Consider the following 21785-nt stretch of genomic DNA (forward strand, 5'->3'; position numbering starts at 1 on the left):
GGAATCGAGATACATGGTAACACAATCTGTCGTAAAAGAAATTGGGATATTAGTCCCGCAGTTTAAAGAAGATAAGCTGATTGTTTTATTTGGACCAGCAGCGCCGCAGGAATTAAGAGATATGTCTGTCATTCATGAGTTTGAACACTTAGAAGAAGAGCCGCTGAAATTAGGCGGAACGATTCAAGTGGGCGACCAAACTTATACCATTACTGCTTTAGGCAATAAAGCAAATGACAACTTTAAGGAACTCGGCCATATTTCGATCTACTTCCAAGAGCCGTTTGATGATGTATTACCGGGAGCTGTCTTTGCATCCCCACATACGTTTCCTGATATTAAAGAAGGCGTACGAATTGAAATTTCGTAACCATGGAAAAAAGCTGTTCCTTATAGGGAGCAGCTTTTTTGCGTTAGGTTTACTGATTGAAACATTTGCGATATGCTGTAGACGTTATTATTTGTATATTCAGAATTTTTATTCAGGGGGAAAAGATCGTGTCGCTTGACTTGAAGGATGTTTCTTTAAAACGAAATGGAAAATGGCTGCTTCGTTCTATTGACTGGCAGGTGAAAAACCAGGAACACTGGGTGCTTTATGGTTTAAATGGTGCTGGGAAAACGGCTTTATTAAATATGCTTTGCTCATATTATTTTCCAACGTCAGGTGAGATGACGGTGTTAGGCCATGTGTTTGGCAAGGAAGCGCTTGGTGAAAAACTAAGGAAGAAAATTGGTCTCATCTCTGCTGGTCTTGAAAAGAAGCTGCACAGAGATGACAATGCATTTGAAATTGTTTTGAGCGGGGCATTTGCTTCCATCGGACTTTATGAAACACCGACAGATGAGATAAGAGAGAAGGCGATTGATTTATTAAAAACATTTGGCTCGTTTCAATATGCCAATCGCACGTATGAAACCCTGTCGCAAGGAGAGAAACAAAAAGTGCTCATCGCAAGAGCTTTAATGAATGATCCGAAGCTCCTAATATTAGATGAACCTGTGACGGGTCTTGATTTTTTAGCAAGAGAACAGGTGCTAGAGACGATCTCATTGATTGCATCAAAACCAGATGCGCCCACATTGCTCTATACGACCCACCATGCAGAAGAGATTCTCCCGATTTTTCAGCACACCTTATTATTAAAAGAAGGTACTGTTTTTCATAAAGGGGAGACAAAGCAGATAATGACAAGTGACTTGCTTTCTTCCTTTTTTGAATGTCCAGTCGAAGTCATGTGGCAAAACGGCCGTCCTCACTTAAGTAAATTGTAGATAAGAGAAACTATTGGTCTGCTTCCCTGCTTTTCCATCATACATATTATAGTAGAAAACGAAAGGCGGGGAAGGACAGATGATCAGTATTTCTGAATTCCAAATCAAAGATGTCGTCGATGTGTCCAGCGGAAAAAAATTAGGTACTATTGGAGACATTGATATCAATGTCACGAGCGGTAAAATACAAGCGATTATCATTGGCGGTACAGGTAAAATGATGGGATTTTTCGGAAAAGAAGAGGAAATGATTGTCCCGTGGCGAAATATAGTAAAAATTGGCGAAGATGTGATACTTGTCCGTTTGTCTTCTTAATTTGTGTAAATTCCTCAACTAATAGATCAAATTTTCCTTAAAACAAGCTCTCCATTCTCAGCAATCAATGTCTTTTTCGGGTAAAAAGATTACGTTTTCATATCAATTTGAAAAAAAACCTGTAGAAAGGGCACATTTGAGTGTAATATTTAATGAATCCCACTAACTGTCTTAGCAGGTCTTGTGGTAAAATAGGAGCGATATAAAGAGAGATGAATGAAAGGTGGGAGGCAGCTTTGATAGACAAATATGACCCCTTTCAGCAGAAATCACCTTATGCAATGCTAATTCATGATTGGACGAACATGACATGTTCTGGAAAAGAGATATTGGCCGGTTTTACGACAAAAAATGGCGGCTTTAGTCTTTCTCCATATCAATCAATGAACACTGGACTCCATGTAGGAGATGATGCTTCTAGTGTCCAAATGAATCGTCAAGTCATTGCAGATGCTACTGCTGTGCCGCTCTCTAATTGGGTGTTTGCTGACCAAACACACGAGGATCGCATCATGAAAGTCACGAAGGAACAAAAGGGAAGAGGAAGTCTTCAGTATGATGAAGCACTCTCTAGAACAGATGGTTTATACACCTCTGAACCAAACATCATGCTCGCTCTTTGTTTCGCTGACTGTGTTCCGCTTTATTTTCTAGCGCCGCAATCTGGGCTGATTGGAACGGCTCATGCCGGCTGGAAAGGAACCGTCAAACAAATTGGCGCCAACATGGTTGATGCATGGGTTCGCCAAGAAGGCGCTGATGCCGATCATATACAAGTCGTCATTGGACCATCCATTGGCAGCTGCTGCTACATAGTAGATGATGTTGTCATAGATCAAGTGAAACAGCTTCCTTTTTCAACAGAGGATGTGTATTCCGAGATGTCACAAGGACAATACAAAATTGACTTAAAAACACTAAACAAAAACGTATTACTTCATGCAGGATTAAAAGAAGAAAACATACATGTCAGTTCGATGTGCACAAGTTGCAATAAGCAGCATTTCTTCTCACACCGGCGTGATCAAGGGAAAACAGGACGTATGATGTCTTTTGTCGGGTTTAAGGAGGCATAAGTGCAATTGAATGTACGAGAGAATCTCAGACAAATAAATGAACAAATAAACGAAGCATGTAAAAGAGCAGGTAGACATCCAGACGATGTATCGGTTGTCGCTGTCACAAAGTATGTCTCGATTGAACGAGCATTAGAAGCCAAGGATGCCGGAATTTTGCACTTTGGTGAAAATCGTGACCAAGGGTTACTTGAAAAACAGGCAGCCATAACCGATGAAAACATTAGCTGGCACTTCATCGGCAGTTTACAGACGCGAAAAGTGAAATCTGTCATTCAGACCATTGACTACTTACATTCGCTAGACAGAATGTCCCTTGCGAATGAAATTGAAAAAAGAGCGGATCACACGGTTCGCTGTTTTGTACAGGTGAACACATCACTTGAGGAGTCAAAACACGGCTTACAAAGCGAAGACGTGATTCCATTTGTCAAACAGCTGGCTGATTTCAAACATATTGAAATTGCTGGACTCATGACGATGGCTCCATTTACAGATGATCACACGGTGATACGAAACTGTTTTAAAACATTAAAAAGCCTTCAACAAGAGGTAAAACAACTGAACCAAGTAAATGCACCTTGTCAGCATTTATCGATGGGCATGTCAAACGATTTTGAAATCGCAATTGAAGAAGGTGCGACATTTGTTCGGATTGGCTCTTCACTTGTTGGAAATGAAACAGGAGGTGCGTGACATGAGCATAAAAAATAAGTTTAAAAGCTTCTTCACACTCGATGATGAAGAGTATGAGTACGAATATATTGATGAAGAAAGAGAACCAGCACAAGAAGAAAAAAACACAAAAGATAAAGCGGCATTTCAAGAGCGTCCTCAGGCAGGAAAACAAAATGTCGTCAGCTTGCAAAGCGTGCAAAAATCCTCTAAAGTGGTGTTAAGTGAGCCGCGTGTTTATGCAGAGGCACAGGAGATTGCAGATCATATTAAAAATCGGCGTGCAGTCGTCGTCAATTTGCAGCGCATTCAGCACGATCAAGCAAAGCGAATCATCGACTTCTTAAGCGGAACGGTTTATGCAATCGGTGGAGACATTCAGCGTATTGGCTCGAATATATTCCTCTGCACTCCTGATAATGTGGATGTATCTGGCACAATATCAGAGCTATTGACAGAGGAAGAACCTCAGAGGTGGTAAACCAAAGTGACTCTATATTACATTTTTCAGTTTCTACAGACTGTATTAACGATTTACTCATTCGCGATCATTATTTACATCTTTATGTCATGGGTACCATCTGCAAGAGAAACAGCGATTGGCCGCTTCTTGACAAACATTTGCGAACCGTATTTAGAACCATTCCGTAAAATTATTCCGCCAATTGGCATGATTGACATCTCGCCAATTGTGGCATTGCTTGTGATTCGTTTCGCATCATTGTATGGACTAACTGGTCTTTATAATATGATTGTACGATTCATGTAAACAGGCTGCCGGGCTTGGCATCTGCCAGGCTCTTTTACATAAAAGGGGAACAAAATGAGCGATATTTATCAACATTTTAGAAAAGACGAACAGCCATTTGTCGACCAAGTATTAGGCTGGAAAAACATCGTACTCGAACAATATCGAATGAAATTAACAGACTTTCTTGATCCTCGTGAGCAGTTCATTACCCAGTCCGTGATTCAGCATTCTGATGAACTGGGTCTCATGTTTTTTGGCGGGTATGAGGAAGCGGAGCGAAAAAGGGCTTTGATCTATCCTGACTATTTAGCACCGACCATACAGGATTTTGAACTGACTTGTTTTCAGGTGAACTATGCGAAAAAGTTTATTTCTATAGAACACCCCAACCTTCTCGGTTCGCTCATTGGGACAGGCCTGAAGCGTCAAAAATTCGGTGATTTGTTGTTTTCAGAGGACAACGTGCAATTTATTTGTACAAGCGATGTTGCCGATTTTGTTCGGGCTCAGCTGACGCATGTCGGCAGAGCATCTGTTTCATTAGAGGAAATCAGTAAGGCAGATCTTCAGCCAGTCATCAGCAAAACCGATATCAAAGAAGATACGATTTCTTCACTGCGGCTTGACGCTGTATGTGCTGCTGTCAGCCGTCAGTCTCGGCAAAAAGCACAGCTTTTGGTCAAAAATGGTCTTGTCAAAGTAAACTGGAAAGTCACTGAAGACCCTTCCTTTACAATTGGTGAAGGTGATCAGCTCTCTGTCAGGGGATTTGGCCGCTTTAGCTTAAAAACAATTGATGGGAAGACGAAAAAAGATAAATTCAAAGTAACATTTGAGCTTCTGACATAACGAATTTGAATCTGGAGGTGGCAAGAGTGCCATTAACACCTAATGATATTCATAATAAAACGTTCACAAAAAGTTTTCGCGGCTATGACGAAGATGAAGTAAATGAGTTTTTAAGCCAAGTACGTAAAGATTACGAGATCGTACTTCGCAAAAAGAACGAGCTTGAAGACAAAGTCAACGAGCTTGATGAAAGACTAGGCCATTTTGCAACAATTGAAGAAACATTAAACAAATCCATTCTTGTGGCGCAAGAAGCAGCAGAAGACGTGAAGCGTCATTCTGATAAAGAAGCGAAATTGATCATTCGTGAAGCTGAGAAAAATGCAGACCGTATTATCAACGAAGCGTTATCAAAATCAAGAAAGATTGCAATGGAAATCGAAGAGCTCAAGAAACAGTCGAAAGTCTTTAGAACTCGTTTCCAAATGCTCATCGAAGCTCAGCTTGATCTTCTGAAAAATGATGATTGGGATCATTTGCTGGAATATGAAGTTGACGCTGTCTTTGACGAAAAAGAATAAGCGCATCACCTTGACATGACGTGCTCATGTTGCATATAATACCATCATAAATTAACAAGAGATAAACGTTTGAAAGGGACACTCGCAGCGGTTACATGCGTAATAAAGCGAATCAGGGACGGTGGAAGCCTGACATTACGAAACGCTGCAATGAGATCACCCCTTTAGTTCCTTTTCTGAAATGAATGAGTAAGAAAAGGCGTCAGATCACGTTACGATTTTAGAGTGGATAAGCGGCAATTTCAAAGCGCTTGTCTAAAAGGGTGGTACCGCGAGACAAGCCTTCTCGTCCCTTATGGGATGAGAGGGCTTTTTTTATTGTTTTTTAATACGAATTTGCATGTGGAGGAATAGGTATGAACTACAAAGACACCTTATTAATGCCAAAAACAGAATTCCCGATGAGAGGGAACTTGCCGAACAAAGAGCCTGAAATCCAAGAGGAGTGGGCAGAAAAAGACATCTATCAAATGGTTTTAGAGCGGACAAAAGGACGCCCAACCTTTATTTTGCATGATGGACCTCCATATGCGAATGGTGACATTCATATGGGGCACGCGCTCAATAAAATCCTCAAAGATTTTATTGTCCGTTTTAAATCAATGAATGGATTCCATGCACCGTACGTACCGGGCTGGGATACACATGGCTTACCGATTGAAACAGCCCTTACGAAAAATAAAAAAGTCAAACGCAAAGAAATGTCGACAGCAGAATTCCGTAAACTATGTGAGGAGTATGCTTGGAAACAAATCGAAGGTCAGCGCAATCAGTTTAAACGTTTGGGCGTAAGAGCAGACTGGGATAATCCATATGTGACATTGAAGCCTGAATACGAAGCGCAGCAAATTCTTGTCTTTGGTGAAATGGCGAAAAGAGGCTATATTTACAAAGGTCTTAAGCCTGTTAACTGGTCTCCATCAAGTGAATCAGCACTTGCTGAAGCAGAAATTGAATACAAGGACAAACGTTCACCATCGATTTACGTATCATTTAAAGTGAAAGATGGCAAAGGCGTACTTGAAAACGGCGAGCAGTTCATCATCTGGACAACAACACCTTGGACACTTCCTGCAAACCTTGGCATTTGTGTACATCCAAACCTAGAGTACAGTGTGCTTCAAGTGGGTGCTGAGCGATATGTCATCGCATCTGAGCTAGTTGAACAAGTGGCAAAAACACTTGGCTTTGAAGAGTACGAAGTTGTGAAAACCTTAAAAGGTAAAGAATTAGATAAGGTCGTTGCAGCACATCCAATTTACGATAGAGATTCTCTTGTGATGCTTGGCGATCACGTCACAACAGATGCAGGAACAGGCTGTGTTCACACAGCGCCAGGTCACGGGGAAGATGACTTTATCGTAAGTATGAAGTACGGTCTTGATGTGTTATGTCCAGTAGATGAAAAAGGTGTGATGACAGAAGAAGCACCTGGTTTTGAAGGAATATTCTACGAGGATGCCAATAAAGCCATCACAGAACAGCTTGAAGCAAAAGGCGCATTGAAAAAGCTCGACTTTATCACGCACTCCTATCCGCATGACTGGAGAACGAAAAAACCAACAATTTATCGTGCAACTGCTCAGTGGTTTGCTTCCATTAAAGATTTCAGAGAAGCGCTATTAGATAATATTAAAGAAACGAAATGGGTTCCAGCTTGGGGCGAAACGCGCCTGTTCAATATGGTGCGTGACAGAGGTGACTGGTGCATTTCAAGACAGCGTGTATGGGGCGTTCCAATCCCAGTCTTCTATGCTGAAAATGGTGAGCCAATCATCACAGATGAAACGATTCAACACGTCTCTCAATTATTTAGAGAACATGGCTCGAATATTTGGTTTGAAAAAGAAGCAAAAGAATTATTGCCTGAAGGCTTTACACATCCAGGCAGCCCGAATGGTGAATTTACGAAAGAGCAAGATATCATGGATGTATGGTTTGATTCTGGTTCTTCTCACCAAGCGGTATTAGAAGAACGAGATGACCTGGTTCGTCCGGCAGACCTTTACCTTGAAGGTTCTGATCAATATCGCGGCTGGTTTAACTCATCTTTATCTACAGCAGTTGCAGTCACTGGAAAAGCGCCATATAAAGGTGTTCTCAGCCATGGCTTTACGCTTGATAAAGAAGGACGCAAGATGAGTAAATCATTAGGCAATACGATTGATCCGACGAAAGTGGCGAAGCAGCTTGGTGCGGAGATTCTTAGACTTTGGGTATCTTCTGTCAACTATCAAGCCGATCATCCAGTGTCTGACGACATTTTAAAACAAGTCGCAGAAGTTTATCGTAAAATCCGTAACACGTTCCGCTTCTTGCATGGTAACCTGTTTGACTTTGATCCAGCAGTCAATGCAGTACCAGTCGAAGAGCTTCGCGAAGTGGATCAGTATATCTTAATCAAATTAAACAAATTGATTGATAAAGTGAAAAAAGCTTATGATGATTACGAATTTGCGGTTGTCTATCATGCCATCCACAACTTCTGTACGATTGAGCTTAGCTCTTTCTATCTCGATTTTGCAAAAGATGTGGTATACATTGAGCATGCGGATCATCCAGACCGCCGCAGCATGCAAACGGTTTTCTATGAAACATTAATGGCGTTAGTGAAGCTAACAGCACCAATTCTTCCGCATACAGCAGATGAACTATGGAGCCACTTAAGCTTTGTTGAAGAGCCAAGTGTTCAGTTAACAGATATGCCAGAAGGTGTAGCTGTTCCTCAAGCAGAAGCGACAGAAGTGAAGTTTGACCGCTTTATGGAAGTACGTGACGATGTGCTAAAAGCGCTGGAAATTGCGCGTAATGAGAAAGTCATCGGACGTTCACTTGAAGCGAGTGTGACCCTTTATGCAACAGAGGAAGTGAAAAACCTTCTTGCATCCATTAAAGAAGATGTGAAGCAGCTCTTTATCATTTCTGAGTTAACAGTAGAAGATGAGAAGCATGCAGACGCATCAGCGCCTGAATACACATCAGGACGTATTGTTGTTCAAAAAGCAGAAGGCGAACTGTGCGAACGTTCCCGCATTATTTCAAAAGATGTTGGCGCAAATCCAAAATACCCAACATTGTCGCTCAAAAATGCTGAAATCGTGGAGAAATATTACCAGAATTAACAGCGTGATATCACCAACTAGCGCCCCGCATATAGCGGGGCGTTTTTGATATAGAGAAAATGACAGCGTTTAGAACGAAAGGAAAAATCTTATGGCTTTAAAGTGAACAGGCGGGGCAACAATATGATTATCACGACAGGGCAGGAGTTGAAACAGCGACATGAATGGCGATCTAGAGACGATTTACATGGAACTCCTTCAAATGAGAGAAGAACTGCAATCGAAACTGTTTGAATATGCATCATTGCGTTCACCCGCTGAACATGTCACGTTCGATCAAGCAAAAACGACCACGCTTCTTTATCACATTAAAGAAGAACTGCAAGATGTTTCGCTCGCGATTGCAAAAATTGAACAAGGAACTTATGGCATATGCGAGGCGACAGGGCATACAATGCCTATTGAACAAATGAGTATTCTTCCGACTGCTCGTACGACTGACGACTTTTTATATCATAAGCAATACGAGAAAAAAGCATTCACCCCTTATCCTTATGAATCAAACGATTCTCATTTTGAAGCCTTCCACATGTAGGGAGGTTTTTGTCTGTCAACTAAAGTTTCTTTACTCCATCCTGTTTTCTTGATAAAATGCATAAAGACCAAAGTATGAAGATGGAGGAACGTGTGTGTTCTATTACATAATCGCATTCGTGATAATTTGTTTAGATCAATTAACAAAATGGCTCATTGTCAAACATATGATGCTCGGTGATTCTATTCCTGTGATTGATGGCTTCTTTTACATCACATCCCACCGAAATTCAGGAGCCGCATGGGGGATTCTCCAAGGACAAATGTGGTTTTTCTATGTGATCACACTCGTTGTTATTGCAGGAATTGTTTATTATTTGCAAAAACATGGACAAAAGGACAAGCTACTTGGCGTAGCGCTTGCCTTAATGCTTGGCGGAGCAATTGGAAACTTTATTGACCGTATTTTCCGTCAAGAAGTGGTTGATTTTGCTCATTTCGTATTTGGGGATTATCATTATCCAATCTTTAATATCGCAGATTCCTCTCTATGTGTGGGGGTCATTCTGCTCTTTATTCAAATGCTGTTAGATGGAAAGAAAAATAAGGAGTCAACTACATGAATCAAGTAAACATTGCCGTTTCAGAAGAACAAACGAGTGAACGGCTTGATAAATTTTTAAGCACAACTGAACCAGAATGGTCAAGAACCCAAGTCCAACAGTGGGTGAAAGATGGGCTCATCGAAGTAAATGGAAAACAAGTGAAGGCCAATTATAAAGTACAAGCTGGAGATCAAATCAAAGTAGAAATTCCAGATCCAGAAGCACTAGATGTAGAAGCGGAATCAATGGATCTTGATATTTATTATGAGGATGAAGATGTACTAGTGGTTAATAAACCAAGAGGAATGGTCGTTCATCCAGCACCAGGACATGTGACAGGTACTCTTGTCAATGGCCTCATGGCTCATTGCAATGATTTGTCAGGCATTAATGGTGTGATGAGACCAGGAATTGTCCACCGGATTGATAAAGATACGTCAGGGCTTTTAATGGTCGCAAAAAATGATATGGCGCATGAATCACTCGTCAATCAGCTGGTGGCGAAAACGGTCACTAGAAAATACACAGCCGTTGTTCATGGCATCATTCAGCATGATACTGGAACGATTGATGCACCAATTGGTCGAGACAAAAAAGATCGCCAAAGCATGACGGTCACAAAAGAAAATGCAAAGCAGGCGGTCACTCATTTTGATGTGATGGAGCGCTTTAAAGACTTTACCGTTGTAGAATGCCGCCTTGAAACAGGAAGAACCCACCAAATTCGTGTTCATATGAAATACATTGGCTATCCGCTTGCAGGAGATCCAAAATATGGCCCGAGAAAAACTGTTGATTTCAATGGACAACTGCTGCATGCAGGCGTGTTAGGATTTGATCACCCTAGAACAGGAGAATATATGGAGTTTACAGCTCCAATTCCAGCTGATATGCAAGCTTTTATCGATTCATTAAGAAATAACGATTGACAGGCCGTTCTTTTTTTGAAATAATAAACGAAGAAATTGAGATTCTTTAAAACAGTCCAGAGAGGCTGAGAAGGATAACGGATCAATTTGTGCACGAGTATGCACAAATGAGCGCCCCTCTCTGCCCTTTGCAGAAGGGGCTTTTTATTTGTCAAAAAGAGGTGTAAAAGATGGAACAAAAAGCAGTTATTCTTGATGAACAAGCGATAAGACGAGCGCTTACCCGTATTGCACATGAAATGATTGAGCGCAACAAAGGGATGAAGGATGTCATCCTGGCCGGGATCAAGACAAGAGGTATTCATCTTGCAAAGCGCCTTGCAGAGCGCATCGAGCAAATAGAAGGAAACCCCGTGACTGTGGGTGAACTGGATATTACGCTATACCGTGATGACCTGACAAAAAAGACAGAGAATCAAGACCCGCTTGTCAAGGGTGCAGACATTCCAGCTGACATTAATGACAAAACACTCATTGTCGTGGATGATGTGCTGTTCACAGGCAGAACGGTGAGAGCAGCAATGGATGCGCTTGTGGATGTAGGAAGACCATCTTCCATTCAGCTGGCTGTTCTAGTCGACCGGGGACACCGGGAGCTGCCGATTCGGGCAGATTATATCGGAAAAAACATCCCGACATCAAAAGCAGAGACAGTCATGGTTCAGCTTAATGAAGTAGATCAAAACGACCTTGTCGCTATATATGAAAAATAACCTTTTTAAATGCATTCCAGAGAGTTTGCAAAGAGGGCAATAACAGAGACACCGAGCACACGACTAAAGTGACGTGTACGGTTTTTCTAGGCCTCTTTGCGCATACTCGCAAAGAGGCTTTTTTAATGAAAAAGGACACATCTAGGAGGAAAATCATGAGTCAGCAAAAAGCCAATTTAGGCATTCGAGATATCCCAAAACCGTTCACATGGCTGTCACTCAGCCTGCAGCACTTGTTTGCCATGTTTGGTGCAACCATTCTTGTACCAAAGATCATTGATATGAGCCCAGCCGTTGCGCTCATCTCAAGCGGGGTTGGAACCATTGTGTACTTAATCATCACAAGAGGACAGATTCCGGCGTATCTTGGATCGTCCTTTGCCTTTATCGCCCCTATCTTGAATGTAAAAGCCACCGGCGGCCCTGGAGCCGCAATGGTAGGTGCCTTTATGGCGGGTGTGGCATATGCACTCATCGCATTATTTATCAAATGGCTCGGCACAGGCTGGTTAATGAAGCTTCTGCCGCCTGTTGTTGTAGGACCCGTCATTATGGTCATCGGACTCGGACTCGCTGGAACAGCTGTTAACATGGCGATGTACGTGGATCCAAATGCAAAGGAGCTTGTTTACAGCCTGAAGCACTTAATGGTTGCAGGTTTCACGCTCGCTGTCACCATTATTAGTATGATTTTCCTAAGAGGATTCCTTAGCTTGATTCCAGTCTTAATCGGCATTATCAGCGGCTACCTTTTTGCTTTAACACAAGGTATTGTGAACTTCCAGCCAGTCATTGACGCAAAATGGTTTGCTGTACCAGACTTTGTTGTGCCATTTGTCGACTATACACCTGCTGTGACCTTAAGCATTCTCACAGTGATGGTGCCGGTTGCCTTTGTGACCATGTCTGAGCACATCGGCCATCAAGTCGTGTTAAGCAAAGTTGTTGGACAAGATTTTATTAAAAAGCCAGGTCTTCATCGCTCCATTTTAGGAGACAGTGCGGCGACAATCTTCGCTTCACTCATCGGCGGACCTCCAACAACGACTTATGGAGAGAACATTGGTGTCCTTGCGATCACAAGAGTGTTCAGTATCTTCGTTATCGGCGGAGCAGCGGTGTTTGCGATCTGCTTCGGCTTTGTTGGGAAAATTTCAGCATTAATCAGTACAGTACCGTCCGCGGTTATGGGGGGCGTTTCGTTCCTGCTCTTTGGAATCATAGCCTCAAGCGGACTGCGAATCCTGATTGATCATAAAGTGAACTTTGAAGAAAAGCGCAATCTCATTATCGCATCAGTCATCTTAGTCATTGGAATTGGCGGGGCATTCATTGAGGTGAAACAAATCAATCTGACGCTGTCAGGAATGGCACTCGCTGCCATTACTGGCGTCCTGTTAAACCTGATTCTGCCGCATCAGAAGGCAGAAGATGATGAGTCAAATGAATCGAATACTGAAAACCTTTTAAAAGAAGTCCAGTGAGGCTGACAAGGGTTCTAAACGGAGCAGAACGTGCGAAAGCACCCCTGCTTCTTTTGGAGAACCCTAAGCTGTCGAGGCTTAGGGTTTTTTTGAACCTGAAAGTGATGAAAAACTAGAGGGGGCAGAAAAAATGAATGATTTATCGACAATGAGCAGCTTGTCAAAGGAAGAAATTTTACAGCTGATTGAAGAAGCATGTGCATTGAAAAAAGGGAAACAGGAACATGGTTTAACAGGTGAATTTGTAGCGAACCTCTTCTTTGAACCAAGTACAAGAACGCGTTTTAGCTTTGAGGTGGCAGAGAAGAAACTTGGAATGAATGTGCTGAACCTAGACGCAGCAAGTACCTCTGTTCAAAAGGGAGAGACCCTTTACGATACAGTGAAAACACTTGAATCCATCGGAGTCAAGGCATGTGTCATCAGAGACAGTACAGACGAATATTACAAAGAGCTGATTGGGAAGGTCGGGATTCCAATCATTAATGCGGGAGATGGCTGCGGTCAGCATCCTACCCAATCATTGCTGGATTTGATGACGATTTATGAAGAGTTTGGCGGTTTTGAAGGATTAACGGTCTCGATTCATGGTGATATCAAACATAGCAGGGTGGCAAGGTCCAATGCTGAAGTCCTCGCAAGACTAGGAGCGACAGTGCTCTTTTCAGGACCAGCTTCTTTCCAAGATGAACAAAATCCTCATGGAACGTATGTCGAAGTGGACGAAGCCATGAAGCGGTCTGACGTGGTGATGCTGCTGAGAATTCAGCATGAAAGACACTCAGAAAAGATGGGCAACGAGGGTTACTTATCGACTTATGGATTAACAGTAGACAGGGCAAGCAAAATGAAAGAAAGAGCAATTATTATGCATCCAGCACCAGTAAATAGAGGTGTTGAAATAGATGATTCATTAGTAGAGTCAAAACAGTCAAGGATTTTCAAACAAATGGAAAATGGTGTGTATATCCGAATGGCTGTGTTAAAAAGGGCTTTTCAAAATAGCAGACTACATCAAAAAGGGAGAGATTCTGTCTATGTCATATCTCATTAAAAACGGTTTTATCTTAACAAGCACAGGGGAAAGAGTGCAGCAGGATATTAGGGTAGAAGGAAAAGTGATTCAAGCAATGGGTCACTTAGAAAGAGAAGACGGAGAAGAAGTCATTGATGCAGCAGGGCTATTTGTATCACCAGGTTTGATTGATCTGCATGTGCATTTAAGAGAGCCAGGCGGCGAGAAAAAAGAAACCATTGAAACAGGTTCTAAGGCAGCAGCAAGAGGCGGGTATACGACCATTGCAGCGATGCCGAATACAAGACCAGTTCCAGATACAAAAGAACAAATGGAATGGCTGATGAATCGAATCAAAGAGACCTCCTCTGTAAGAGTACTGCCATACGCTTCCATCACGACGAGACAAATTGGCGAAGAGATGACAGACTTTGCAGCGTTAAAAGAAGCGGGCGCATTTGCCTTTACGGATGACGGTGTTGGTATTCAAACCGCAGGCATGATGTACGAAGCAATGAAAAAGGCAGCAAGCCTTGATCAAGCCATAGTGGCGCACTGTGAAGATAACTCACTCATTTATGGAGGATGCGTTCATGAAGGAGACTTTTCAAAAGCAAATGGGTTAAACGGGATACCGTCAATTTGTGAATCGGTGCATATTGCAAGAGATGTCCTCTTAGCAGAAGCAGCGAATTGTCATTATCATGTATGTCATATCAGTACAAAGGAATCCGTCCGAGTGGTACGCGATGCAAAAAAAGCAGGCATTCGTGTGACGGCTGAGGTCTCTCCACATCACCTTCTCTTATGTGATGCAGACATTCCAGGTCTTGACACAAACTATAAAATGAATCCGCCGCTCAGAGGAGCAGAAGATCGCGAGGCACTGATCGAGGGACTTTTAGATGGCACGATTGATTTTATTGCCACAGACCATGCACCGCATACAGAAGAAGAAAAGAACGAAACGATGCAGAGGGCACCATTTGGGATTGTCGGACTTGAAACAGCGTTCCCGCTTCTGTACACACGTTTTGTGAAAACAGGGGAATGGACATTAAAAGAACTAGTTGATTATATGACCATCAAACCAGCAGAAGCCTTTGCTCTTCCATACGGAAAGCTGGAAGAAGGTCAAATCGCTGATATCACACTGATTGATTTAAACAAAGAAATGGCAATTGACAAAAAAAGCTTCTTATCTAAAGGGCAAAATACACCGTTTGACAAATTGACTGTATCAGGATGGCCGGTCATGACACTTGCATCTGGGAAAGTCGTTTATGAAGAGGGGAGACTAGTAAAATGAAGAGACGCTTAGTGCTAGAAAACGGAACAGTATTCGAAGGAACAGGCTTTGGCAGCTTAGAACCGTCAGTCGGAGAAGTCGTCTTTAACACAGGGATGACAGGCTATCAAGAAATTTTGTCTGACCCGTCGTACTGCGGACAAATTGTCACACTCACTTACCCGCTGATCGGCAACTATGGCATTAACCGTGATGATTTTGAATCGATCACACCGTTTGTGAAAGGGCTGATCGTGAAAGAGCTTTGTGAAAAGCCTTCAAACTGGCGCTCTTCATACTCACTTGATGAGTATTTAAAAATGAAAAATATCCCGGGTCTTAGCGGCATTGATACACGCAAGCTCACGCGCATGATTCGAAGTGCAGGTACATTAAGAGGAGCTTTTGCAGGACCGGATGAACAAGTAGAAGACGTTGTGAGCCGCCTTCAAACAATGCAGCTACCAACAGATCAAGTAAGCCAAGTATCTGTGAAAAATGCGTATCCAAGTCCAGGAAGAGGCAAAAGAATTGTGCTTGTCGATTTCGGCATGAAGCATGGCATTTTGCGCGAACTCAATAAGCGAGATTGTGATGTCATTGTGGTGCCATACAATATCACGGCAGATGAAGTATTACAGTTAAAACCAGATGGCATCATGCTTTCAAACGGACCTGGGGATCCAGTCGATGTGCCAGAAGCGGTTGAAATGATTCAGCAGCTGATTGGAAAGGTACCACTCTTTGGTATCTGCCTAGGACACCAGTTATTCGCGCTTGCGTGCGGCGCAAGTACAGAAAAAATGAAATTTGGGCATAGAGGATCCAATCATCCAGTCAAAGAACTAGCAACTGGCAAGGTAACCTTGACGTCTCAAAACCATGGCTACACGGTTAGCGCCATTAATGAAGACGTGCTTGAAGTCACACATATTGCGCTAAATGATAATACGATTGAAGGATTAAAACATAAAGAAGCACCAGCATTCACTGTCCAGTATCACCCAGAAGCATCACCGGGTCCAGAAGATGCGAACTACTTATTTGACGAGTTCATGGACATGATTCATACAACTGAGAAAGAAGGGGAAGAAGTATGCCAAAACGCGTAGATATCAAAAAGATTTTAGTGATCGGTTCAGGTCCAATCATCATCGGTCAGGCAGCGGAGTTTGACTATGCAGGCACACAGGCTTGCTTAGCGCTAAAAGAAGAGGGCTATGAAGTCGTTCTTGTGAACTCTAACCCTGCGACGATCATGACAGATACAGAAATGGCCGATAAGGTATACATCGAACCACTGACACCAGAATTTTTAACACGAATCATTCGAAAAGAACGTCCTGATGCGATTTTGCCGACACTTGGCGGACAAACTGGATTGAACCTTGCTGTTGAATTATCAGATCTTGGTGTACTCGCTGAATGCGGTGTTGAAGTACTAGGGACCAAGCTGTCAGCTATTCAAAAAGCAGAGGACAGAGATTTATTCCGTAATCTAATGAATGAATTAAATGAACCTGTACCAGAAAGTGAAATCATCCATAACCTTGAAGAAGCGATGGCATTCACAGATCAAATCGGTTTCCCGGTCATTGTTAGACCAGCCTATACACTAGGCGGAACAGGCGGCGGAATTTGTACAAATGAGCAAGAATTAAAAGAAATCGTCGAGAATGGACTGAAGTTAAGTCCGGTGACACAATGTTTGCTTGAAAAAAGTATCGCAGGCTTTAAAGAAATTGAATATGAGGTCATGCGTGACAGCGGAGATCATGCCATTGTGGTTTGTAACATGGAAAACTTTGACCCTGTCGGCATCCACACAGGAGACAGTATCGTTGTGGCACCAAGTCAAACGCTAAGTGATCGTGAATATCAGCTGCTTCGTAATGTGTCACTCAAGTTGATTCGTGCACTTGGCATTGAAGGCGGATGTAACGTACAGCTGGCGATTGACCCAGACAGCTTCCAATACTATATCATCGAAGTAAACCCGCGCGTGAGCCGTTCTTCTGCTCTTGCGTCTAAAGCAACTGGATATCCAATTGCAAAACTTGCAGCGAAAATCGCAGTCGGCCTAACACTTGATGAAATGATGAACCCAGTCACAGGCAAAACATATGCAGCGTTCGAGCCAGCACTTGACTATATTGTTTCAAAAATCCCGCGCTGGCCTTTCGATAAATTTGAATCTGCCAACAGACGACTTGGAACACAAATGAAAGCAACGGGTGAAGTCATGGCGATTGGCCGCACATTAGAAGAGTCTCTTTTAAAGGCTGTTCGTTCACTTGAAGCGGATGTGCATCACATTGAATTAAAAGACGAAGCGGACATTACAAACGAAGTGCTTGAAAAGCGGATTATCAAAGCAGGAGATGAGCGTCTGTTTTATATCGCTGAGGCGCTAAGAAGAGGCTATACTGTCGAACAGATTCATGAATTCTCGAAAATTGATTATTTCTTCCTTCATAAACTGGAAGGCATCATCGCATTTGAAAAGACACTAAAAGAAAACAAAGGCAATGTAGACGTTTTAAAAGAAGCGAAAGAAAAAGGTTTCTCAGATATTTATATTAGCCGCGAATGGAATATGAATGAGGCAGATGTCTATAACCTAAGAACAGAAGCAGGCATCGTTCCTGTGTATAAGATGGTGGACACATGTGCGGCAGAATTTGAATCAGAAACACCGTATTTCTACAGCACATATGAAGATGAAAATGAATCCGAACGAACAGATAAGAAAAGTGTCATCGTGCTAGGCTCAGGTCCAATCAGAATCGGACAAGGAGTAGAATTCGATTATGCGACCGTGCATTCAGTGTGGGCAATCAAACAAGCAGGCTATGAAGCCATTATTATTAACAACAACCCTGAAACTGTCTCAACAGACTTTAGTATTTCAGATAAGCTCTACTTTGAACCACTCACTGTAGAAGATGTGATGCACATCATCGACCTTGAACAGCCAGAAGGTGTCGTCGTTCAGTTTGGCGGACAAACAGCGATTAACTTAGCAGATGAATTATCAAATAGAGGGGTTAAGATTCTTGGAACTTCGCTTGAAGACCTTGACCGTGCGGAAAACCGTGACAAGTTTGAACAAACATTAGAAACACTCGGCGTGCCGCAGCCAAATGGTAAGACAGCAACGTCTGTGCCAGAGGCAGTAGCGATTGCGAATCAAATCGGTTACCCCGTGCTTGTCCGTCCTTCCTATGTATTAGGCGGCCGTGCAATGGAAATTGTGTATCAAGAAGCTGAGCTACTTCACTACATGGAGAATGCGGTGAAAGTCAATCCGCAGCATCCAGTGCTCATTGATAAGTATTTGACAGGAAAAGAAATTGAAGTAGATGCTGTGTCTGACGGAGAAACGGTTGTCATACCAGGCATTATGGAACACATTGAAAGAGCCGGAGTTCACTCTGGAGACTCCATTGCGGTCTACCCGCCGCAAACTTTGTCTGAGGACATCAAAGCGAAAATCGCAGAATACACGATTAAACTCGCAAAAGGCCTTAACATCATTGGGCTTTTGAACATTCAATTTGTTCTATCAAAAGGTGAAGTGTATGTACTTGAAGTGAATCCGCGTTCAAGCCGGACTGTCCCATTCTTAAGTAAAATTACAGGCATTCCAATGGCGAACTTAGCTACAAAGGTTATTTTAGGAGAAAAACTGAAAAACTATGGCTACCAAGAAGGGCTTCATGTTGAGCAAGAAGGCGTATATGTTAAAGTTCCAGTCTTCTCTTTTGCAAAACTAAGAAGAGTAGATATTACACTAGGGCCTGAAATGAAATCAACAGGTGAAGTCATGGGGAAAGATGTCACAATCGAAAAAGCCCTCTACAAAGGGTTGATTGCATCAGGCATTCAAATTCCAAAAGACGGAACGGTTCTCCTGACAGTGGCTGATAAAGATAAAGAAGAAGGACTTGAGATTGCAAGAAGATTCCATTCCATCGGCTATCATATTTTAGCAACAGAAGGAACAGCGAATTACTTAAAACAAGCCTCCATTCCATCAAGTGTTGTTGGCAAAATAGGAGAAGAAGGAAAGAATCTGCTGGATGTCATTCGAAATGGTGAAGCCCAATTTGTCATCAACACCTTAACAAAAGGAAAACAGCCGGCAAGAGACGGCTTTAGAATTAGACGTGAATCTGTTGAAAATGGTGTCGCTTGCTTAACGTCACTAGATACAGCGGAAGCGATTTTAAGAGTGCTAGAGAGCATGACATTTAGAGCAGATGAAATGCCAGAAGTGAAAACGAATGCTGAGGTGACTGTAACGATATGAAAAAAGCATACTTGACGGTCGTCTCGAACCGAGAGATCGCTGATCATATTTACGAAATGACATTAAAGGGTGATCTTGTTGAATCCTTTCAAACAGCTGGACAGTTTCTTCATATAAAGGTCAGTGAATCCATGACACCGCTGCTGAGAAGACCGATCAGTATTGCCAACATTCATGCCGAAAAGCAAGAAGCAACCATCATTTACCGCGCAGAGGGAGAGGGCACAAAGCTCCTTTCCCAAAAGCGGGCGGGAGAGTCAGTCGATGTGTTAGGTCCGCTTGGAAACGGCTATGACCCTTCAGTCGTTCAGGCTGGACAGACCGCATTATTAGTCGGTGGAGGAATCGGTGTGCCTCCGCTATATGAACTGTCTAAGCGGTTAACGAAAAAAGGCGTCATCGTAAAACATGTTCTCGGTTTTCAATCGAAAAAGGATGTATTTTATGAGGAGAAATTTCAAGCACTCGGAGATACGTTTATCGCAACCGTTGATGGGACATATGGTTCGAAAGGTTTCGTGACAAATGTCATTGAAGAGAATGAGCTGGACTTTGATGTCTTGCTTTCCTGTGGACCGACACCTATGTTAAAAGCACTAAAAGACTCTTATCCCGATAAGCCTGTCTATATTTCAATGGAAGAACGAATGGGCTGCGGAATCGGTGCATGCTTTGCTTGTGTCTGTCATACCGATCAGCACGAGAAACCGTACGTTAAAGTTTGTCTGGATGGACCTGTTTTTAAAGCGGAGGAGGTGGCGCTATCATGCTAAACATCGAATTACCCGGCTTATCTTTAAAAAATCCAATCATTCCTGCATCAGGCTGTTTTGGATTTGGAAAAGAATTCGCATCATTATATGACCTTTCCTTGCTGGGTGGCATCATGATTAAAGCCACGACCCTTGAACCGAGATTTGGCAACCCGACACCGAGGGTAGCTGAGACAGGAGCCGGTATGCTGAATGCGATTGGTCTCCAAAATCCAGGTCTAAAAGGCGTGCTTGAACATGAATTACCTTGGCTTGAGCAGTTCGATACCCCTATTATTGCCAATGTTGCTGGATCACAAGTTGATGATTATGTTGAAGTAGCAAAGCAAATTAGTCAAGCAAGCAATGTTCACGCCCTTGAACTGAATATCTCGTGTCCGAATGTGAAAACAGGCGGAATTGCCTTTGGGACCGATCCAGAAATGGCGGCTACATTGACAAAAGCTGTTAAGGAAGTTTCCTCCGTTCCTGTTTATGTGAAACTGTCACCTAATGTAGCCAATATCGTTGAGATTGCTAAAGCGATTGAATCGGCTGGAGCGGATGGACTCACCATGATCAATACCTTGATTGGGATGCGTTTAGATTTAAAAACAGGCAAACCCATTCTTGCCAATAAAACAGGCGGATTATCAGGTCCTGCTGTAAAACCTGTTGCCATCCGAATGGTACATGAGGTCAGTCAGGCCGTTTCTATTCCGATTATTGGGATGGGCGGGGTGCAAAGCGCTGAAGATGTACTTGAATTTTTACTAGCTGGCGCAAGTGCGGTAGCTGTTGGGACAGCCAATTTTGTGAACCCATTTATTTGCCCGGAAATCATTGATGAACTACCGAATGTGTTAGCGGCTTATGGGTATTCATCTGTAGAGGAATGCATCGGAAGGAGCTGGAAACATGAAGTACTTGCCCATCATCGCGCTTGATTTTCCATCAGGACAGGAGGCGCACGCCTTTATAGATCGTTTTGAAGGCACTCCATTATTCGTAAAGGTCGGCATGGAGCTGTTTTACCAAGAAGGTCCTGCCATTATTGATGCACTGAAAGAAAAAAATTGCCGTATTTTCCTTGATCTGAAGCTTCATGACATTCCAACAACCGTGCAAAAAGCGATGAACAGGCTTGCTGCACTTGGTGTTGATTTGGTGAATGTACATGCAGCCGGCGGGAAAAGAATGATGCAGGCGGCCGTAGAGGGGCTTGAAAGCGGAACCCCTGCCGGGCAAAATCGCCCGGCTATTATTGCAGTGACCCAGCTGACAAGCACGTCAGAAGATATGATGAAAAAAGAATTACTAATTGACCGCCCATTGCAAGAGGCGGTGCTTCATTATGGACAATTGGCATATGAAAGTGGACTTGATGGTGTGGTGTGCTCTGTTCATGAATCAAAACAGCTTCATGAACAAATCTCTCCTTCCTTTCTCACTGTGACGCCAGGAATTCGCTTACCAAATGATCAAACGGATGACCAAAAGCGTGTGGCGACACCTGCCTTTGCCAAAGAACAGGGTGTTTCACAGATTGTTGTGGGAAGATCGATCACAAAAGCCACAAACCCAGTGGAAGCTTATCAACAAATTTTGAAAGAGTGGGAGTGACTGCC

Annotated in this window: 22 protein-coding genes; all 22 read left to right on the forward strand. The window is 42.8% G+C overall.

Translation table 11 applies throughout. The annotated features are described in order from the left end of the window. Nucleotides 1-13 precede the first annotated feature (13 nt). The 22 genes from MHH31_RS07445 (at nt 14) to pyrF (ending at nt 21780) form a co-directional block, all read left to right on the forward strand. Entirely contained in the window at nt 14-370 is a 357-nt protein-coding gene (locus MHH31_RS07445; protein WP_007499733.1) for a PTS glucitol/sorbitol transporter subunit IIA, read from the forward strand. A gap of 128 nt (nt 371-498) precedes the next feature. Then, the gene (locus MHH31_RS07450) at nt 499-1275 is read left to right on the forward strand and encodes an ABC transporter ATP-binding protein (RefSeq protein WP_024720316.1); all 777 of its coding nucleotides are present in this window, start codon (nt 499-501) and stop codon (nt 1273-1275) included. A 79-nt stretch (nt 1276-1354) separates the two neighbouring features. Beyond that, entirely contained in the window at nt 1355-1591 is a 237-nt protein-coding gene (locus MHH31_RS07455) for a YlmC/YmxH family sporulation protein (RefSeq protein ID WP_008344958.1), read from the forward strand. A gap of 212 nt (nt 1592-1803) precedes the next feature. Then, on the forward strand, nt 1804-2667 hold the full coding sequence (gene pgeF, locus MHH31_RS07460; RefSeq protein WP_268355681.1) for a peptidoglycan editing factor PgeF: 864 nt from the start codon (nt 1804-1806) through the stop codon (nt 2665-2667). 6 nt (nt 2668-2673) lie between these two features. Next, nucleotides 2674-3363 (forward strand): YggS family pyridoxal phosphate-dependent enzyme, encoded by a 690-nt coding sequence (locus MHH31_RS07465; RefSeq protein WP_026050091.1) that lies wholly within the window; start codon nt 2674-2676, stop codon nt 3361-3363. A gap of 1 nt (nt 3364) precedes the next feature. After that, nucleotides 3365-3823, forward strand: coding sequence for a cell division protein SepF (gene sepF / locus MHH31_RS07470; protein ID WP_017359354.1), 459 nt, complete (start codon nt 3365-3367; stop codon nt 3821-3823). A 6-nt stretch (nt 3824-3829) separates the two neighbouring features. Further along, the gene (locus tag MHH31_RS07475; protein WP_024720319.1) at nt 3830-4111 is read left to right on the forward strand and encodes a YggT family protein; all 282 of its coding nucleotides are present in this window, start codon (nt 3830-3832) and stop codon (nt 4109-4111) included. A 54-nt stretch (nt 4112-4165) separates the two neighbouring features. Beyond that, a complete protein-coding gene (locus tag MHH31_RS07480) occupies nt 4166-4942 on the forward strand; it encodes an RNA-binding protein (protein ID WP_159145663.1) in 777 nt (258 codons plus the stop codon). Nucleotides 4943-4968: 26 nt separating this feature from the next. After that, entirely contained in the window at nt 4969-5463 is a 495-nt protein-coding gene (locus tag MHH31_RS07485) for a DivIVA domain-containing protein (protein ID WP_008344947.1), read from the forward strand. Between the two features lie 356 nt (nt 5464-5819). Continuing rightward, nucleotides 5820-8585 carry an isoleucine--tRNA ligase gene (gene ileS / locus MHH31_RS07490; protein WP_159145664.1) on the forward strand — a complete coding sequence of 922 codons (2766 nt, stop codon included), beginning with the start codon at nt 5820-5822 and terminating at the stop codon, nt 8583-8585. 160 nt (nt 8586-8745) lie between these two features. Continuing rightward, on the forward strand, nt 8746-9120 hold the full coding sequence (locus MHH31_RS07495; protein ID WP_008344944.1) for a hypothetical protein: 375 nt from the start codon (nt 8746-8748) through the stop codon (nt 9118-9120). 94 nt (nt 9121-9214) lie between these two features. Further along, entirely contained in the window at nt 9215-9682 is a 468-nt protein-coding gene (lspA, locus tag MHH31_RS07500; protein ID WP_008344942.1) for a signal peptidase II, read from the forward strand. Next, complete coding sequence (locus MHH31_RS07505; protein WP_024720321.1) at nt 9679-10593, forward strand: RluA family pseudouridine synthase; 915 nt, start codon at nt 9679-9681, stop codon at nt 10591-10593. The genes lspA and MHH31_RS07505 overlap by 4 nt, the downstream gene beginning before the upstream one ends. A 170-nt stretch (nt 10594-10763) precedes the next feature. Continuing rightward, on the forward strand, nt 10764-11306 hold the full coding sequence (gene pyrR / locus MHH31_RS07510) for a bifunctional pyr operon transcriptional regulator/uracil phosphoribosyltransferase PyrR (RefSeq protein ID WP_007499718.1): 543 nt from the start codon (nt 10764-10766) through the stop codon (nt 11304-11306). Between the two features lie 155 nt (nt 11307-11461). Beyond that, nucleotides 11462-12790, forward strand: coding sequence for a solute carrier family 23 protein (locus MHH31_RS07515; protein WP_045034243.1), 1329 nt, complete (start codon nt 11462-11464; stop codon nt 12788-12790). A gap of 130 nt (nt 12791-12920) precedes the next feature. Next, a complete protein-coding gene (locus MHH31_RS07520; protein WP_342495418.1) occupies nt 12921-13844 on the forward strand; it encodes an aspartate carbamoyltransferase catalytic subunit in 924 nt (307 codons plus the stop codon). Next, the gene (locus MHH31_RS07525) at nt 13828-15114 is read left to right on the forward strand and encodes a dihydroorotase (protein ID WP_035392124.1); all 1287 of its coding nucleotides are present in this window, start codon (nt 13828-13830) and stop codon (nt 15112-15114) included. The genes MHH31_RS07520 and MHH31_RS07525 overlap by 17 nt, the downstream gene beginning before the upstream one ends. Next, nucleotides 15111-16205, forward strand: coding sequence for a carbamoyl phosphate synthase small subunit (locus MHH31_RS07530; protein WP_019743288.1), 1095 nt, complete (start codon nt 15111-15113; stop codon nt 16203-16205). The genes MHH31_RS07525 and MHH31_RS07530 overlap by 4 nt, the downstream gene beginning before the upstream one ends. Continuing rightward, nucleotides 16190-19405: a carbamoyl-phosphate synthase (glutamine-hydrolyzing) large subunit gene (gene carB, locus MHH31_RS07535; RefSeq protein ID WP_039166760.1), complete on the forward strand. Its 3216-nt coding sequence runs from the start codon at nt 16190-16192 to the stop codon at nt 19403-19405. Before MHH31_RS07530 ends, carB begins: the two co-directional genes overlap by 16 nt. After that, entirely contained in the window at nt 19402-20178 is a 777-nt protein-coding gene (locus tag MHH31_RS07540; RefSeq protein ID WP_007499709.1) for a dihydroorotate dehydrogenase electron transfer subunit, read from the forward strand. The genes carB and MHH31_RS07540 overlap by 4 nt, the downstream gene beginning before the upstream one ends. Further along, entirely contained in the window at nt 20172-21104 is a 933-nt protein-coding gene (locus MHH31_RS07545) for a dihydroorotate dehydrogenase (RefSeq protein ID WP_135008925.1), read from the forward strand. The genes MHH31_RS07540 and MHH31_RS07545 overlap by 7 nt, the downstream gene beginning before the upstream one ends. Further along, nucleotides 21076-21780, forward strand: a complete 705-nt coding sequence (gene pyrF / locus MHH31_RS07550; protein WP_342495419.1) for an orotidine-5'-phosphate decarboxylase — start codon at nt 21076-21078, stop codon at nt 21778-21780. The genes MHH31_RS07545 and pyrF overlap by 29 nt, the downstream gene beginning before the upstream one ends. Nucleotides 21781-21785: the final 5 nt, after the last annotated feature.

Source organism: Bacillus sp. FSL K6-1033 (assembly GCF_038630765.1).
Lineage (GTDB): Bacteria > Bacillota > Bacilli > Bacillales > Bacillaceae > Bacillus > Bacillus altitudinis.

Excerpts from the sequence above, each read along its gene's own strand:
- MHH31_RS07445 (WP_007499733.1), top strand. The coding sequence starts at position 14 with ATGGTAACACAATCTGTCGTAAAAGAAATTGGGATATTAGTCCCGCAG.
- MHH31_RS07455 (WP_008344958.1), top strand. The coding sequence starts at position 1,355 with ATGATCAGTATTTCTGAATTCCAAATCAAAGATGTCGTCGATGTGTCC.
- pgeF (WP_268355681.1), top strand. The coding sequence starts at position 1,804 with ATGAATGAAAGGTGGGAGGCAGCTTTGATAGACAAATATGACCCCTTT.
- sepF (WP_017359354.1), top strand. The coding sequence starts at position 3,365 with ATGAGCATAAAAAATAAGTTTAAAAGCTTCTTCACACTCGATGATGAA.
- MHH31_RS07480 (WP_159145663.1), top strand. The coding sequence starts at position 4,166 with ATGAGCGATATTTATCAACATTTTAGAAAAGACGAACAGCCATTTGTC.
- ileS (WP_159145664.1), top strand. The coding sequence starts at position 5,820 with ATGAACTACAAAGACACCTTATTAATGCCAAAAACAGAATTCCCGATG.
- MHH31_RS07495 (WP_008344944.1), top strand. The coding sequence starts at position 8,746 with ATGAATGGCGATCTAGAGACGATTTACATGGAACTCCTTCAAATGAGA.
- MHH31_RS07505 (WP_024720321.1), top strand. The coding sequence starts at position 9,679 with ATGAATCAAGTAAACATTGCCGTTTCAGAAGAACAAACGAGTGAACGG.
- pyrR (WP_007499718.1), top strand. The coding sequence starts at position 10,764 with ATGGAACAAAAAGCAGTTATTCTTGATGAACAAGCGATAAGACGAGCG.
- MHH31_RS07515 (WP_045034243.1), top strand. The coding sequence starts at position 11,462 with ATGAGTCAGCAAAAAGCCAATTTAGGCATTCGAGATATCCCAAAACCG.
- MHH31_RS07520 (WP_342495418.1), top strand. The coding sequence starts at position 12,921 with ATGAATGATTTATCGACAATGAGCAGCTTGTCAAAGGAAGAAATTTTA.
- MHH31_RS07525 (WP_035392124.1), top strand. The coding sequence starts at position 13,828 with ATGTCATATCTCATTAAAAACGGTTTTATCTTAACAAGCACAGGGGAA.
- MHH31_RS07530 (WP_019743288.1), top strand. The coding sequence starts at position 15,111 with ATGAAGAGACGCTTAGTGCTAGAAAACGGAACAGTATTCGAAGGAACA.
- carB (WP_039166760.1), top strand. The coding sequence starts at position 16,190 with ATGCCAAAACGCGTAGATATCAAAAAGATTTTAGTGATCGGTTCAGGT.
- MHH31_RS07540 (WP_007499709.1), top strand. The coding sequence starts at position 19,402 with ATGAAAAAAGCATACTTGACGGTCGTCTCGAACCGAGAGATCGCTGAT.
- MHH31_RS07545 (WP_135008925.1), top strand. The coding sequence starts at position 20,172 with ATGCTAAACATCGAATTACCCGGCTTATCTTTAAAAAATCCAATCATT.
- pyrF (WP_342495419.1), top strand. The coding sequence starts at position 21,076 with ATGAAGTACTTGCCCATCATCGCGCTTGATTTTCCATCAGGACAGGAG.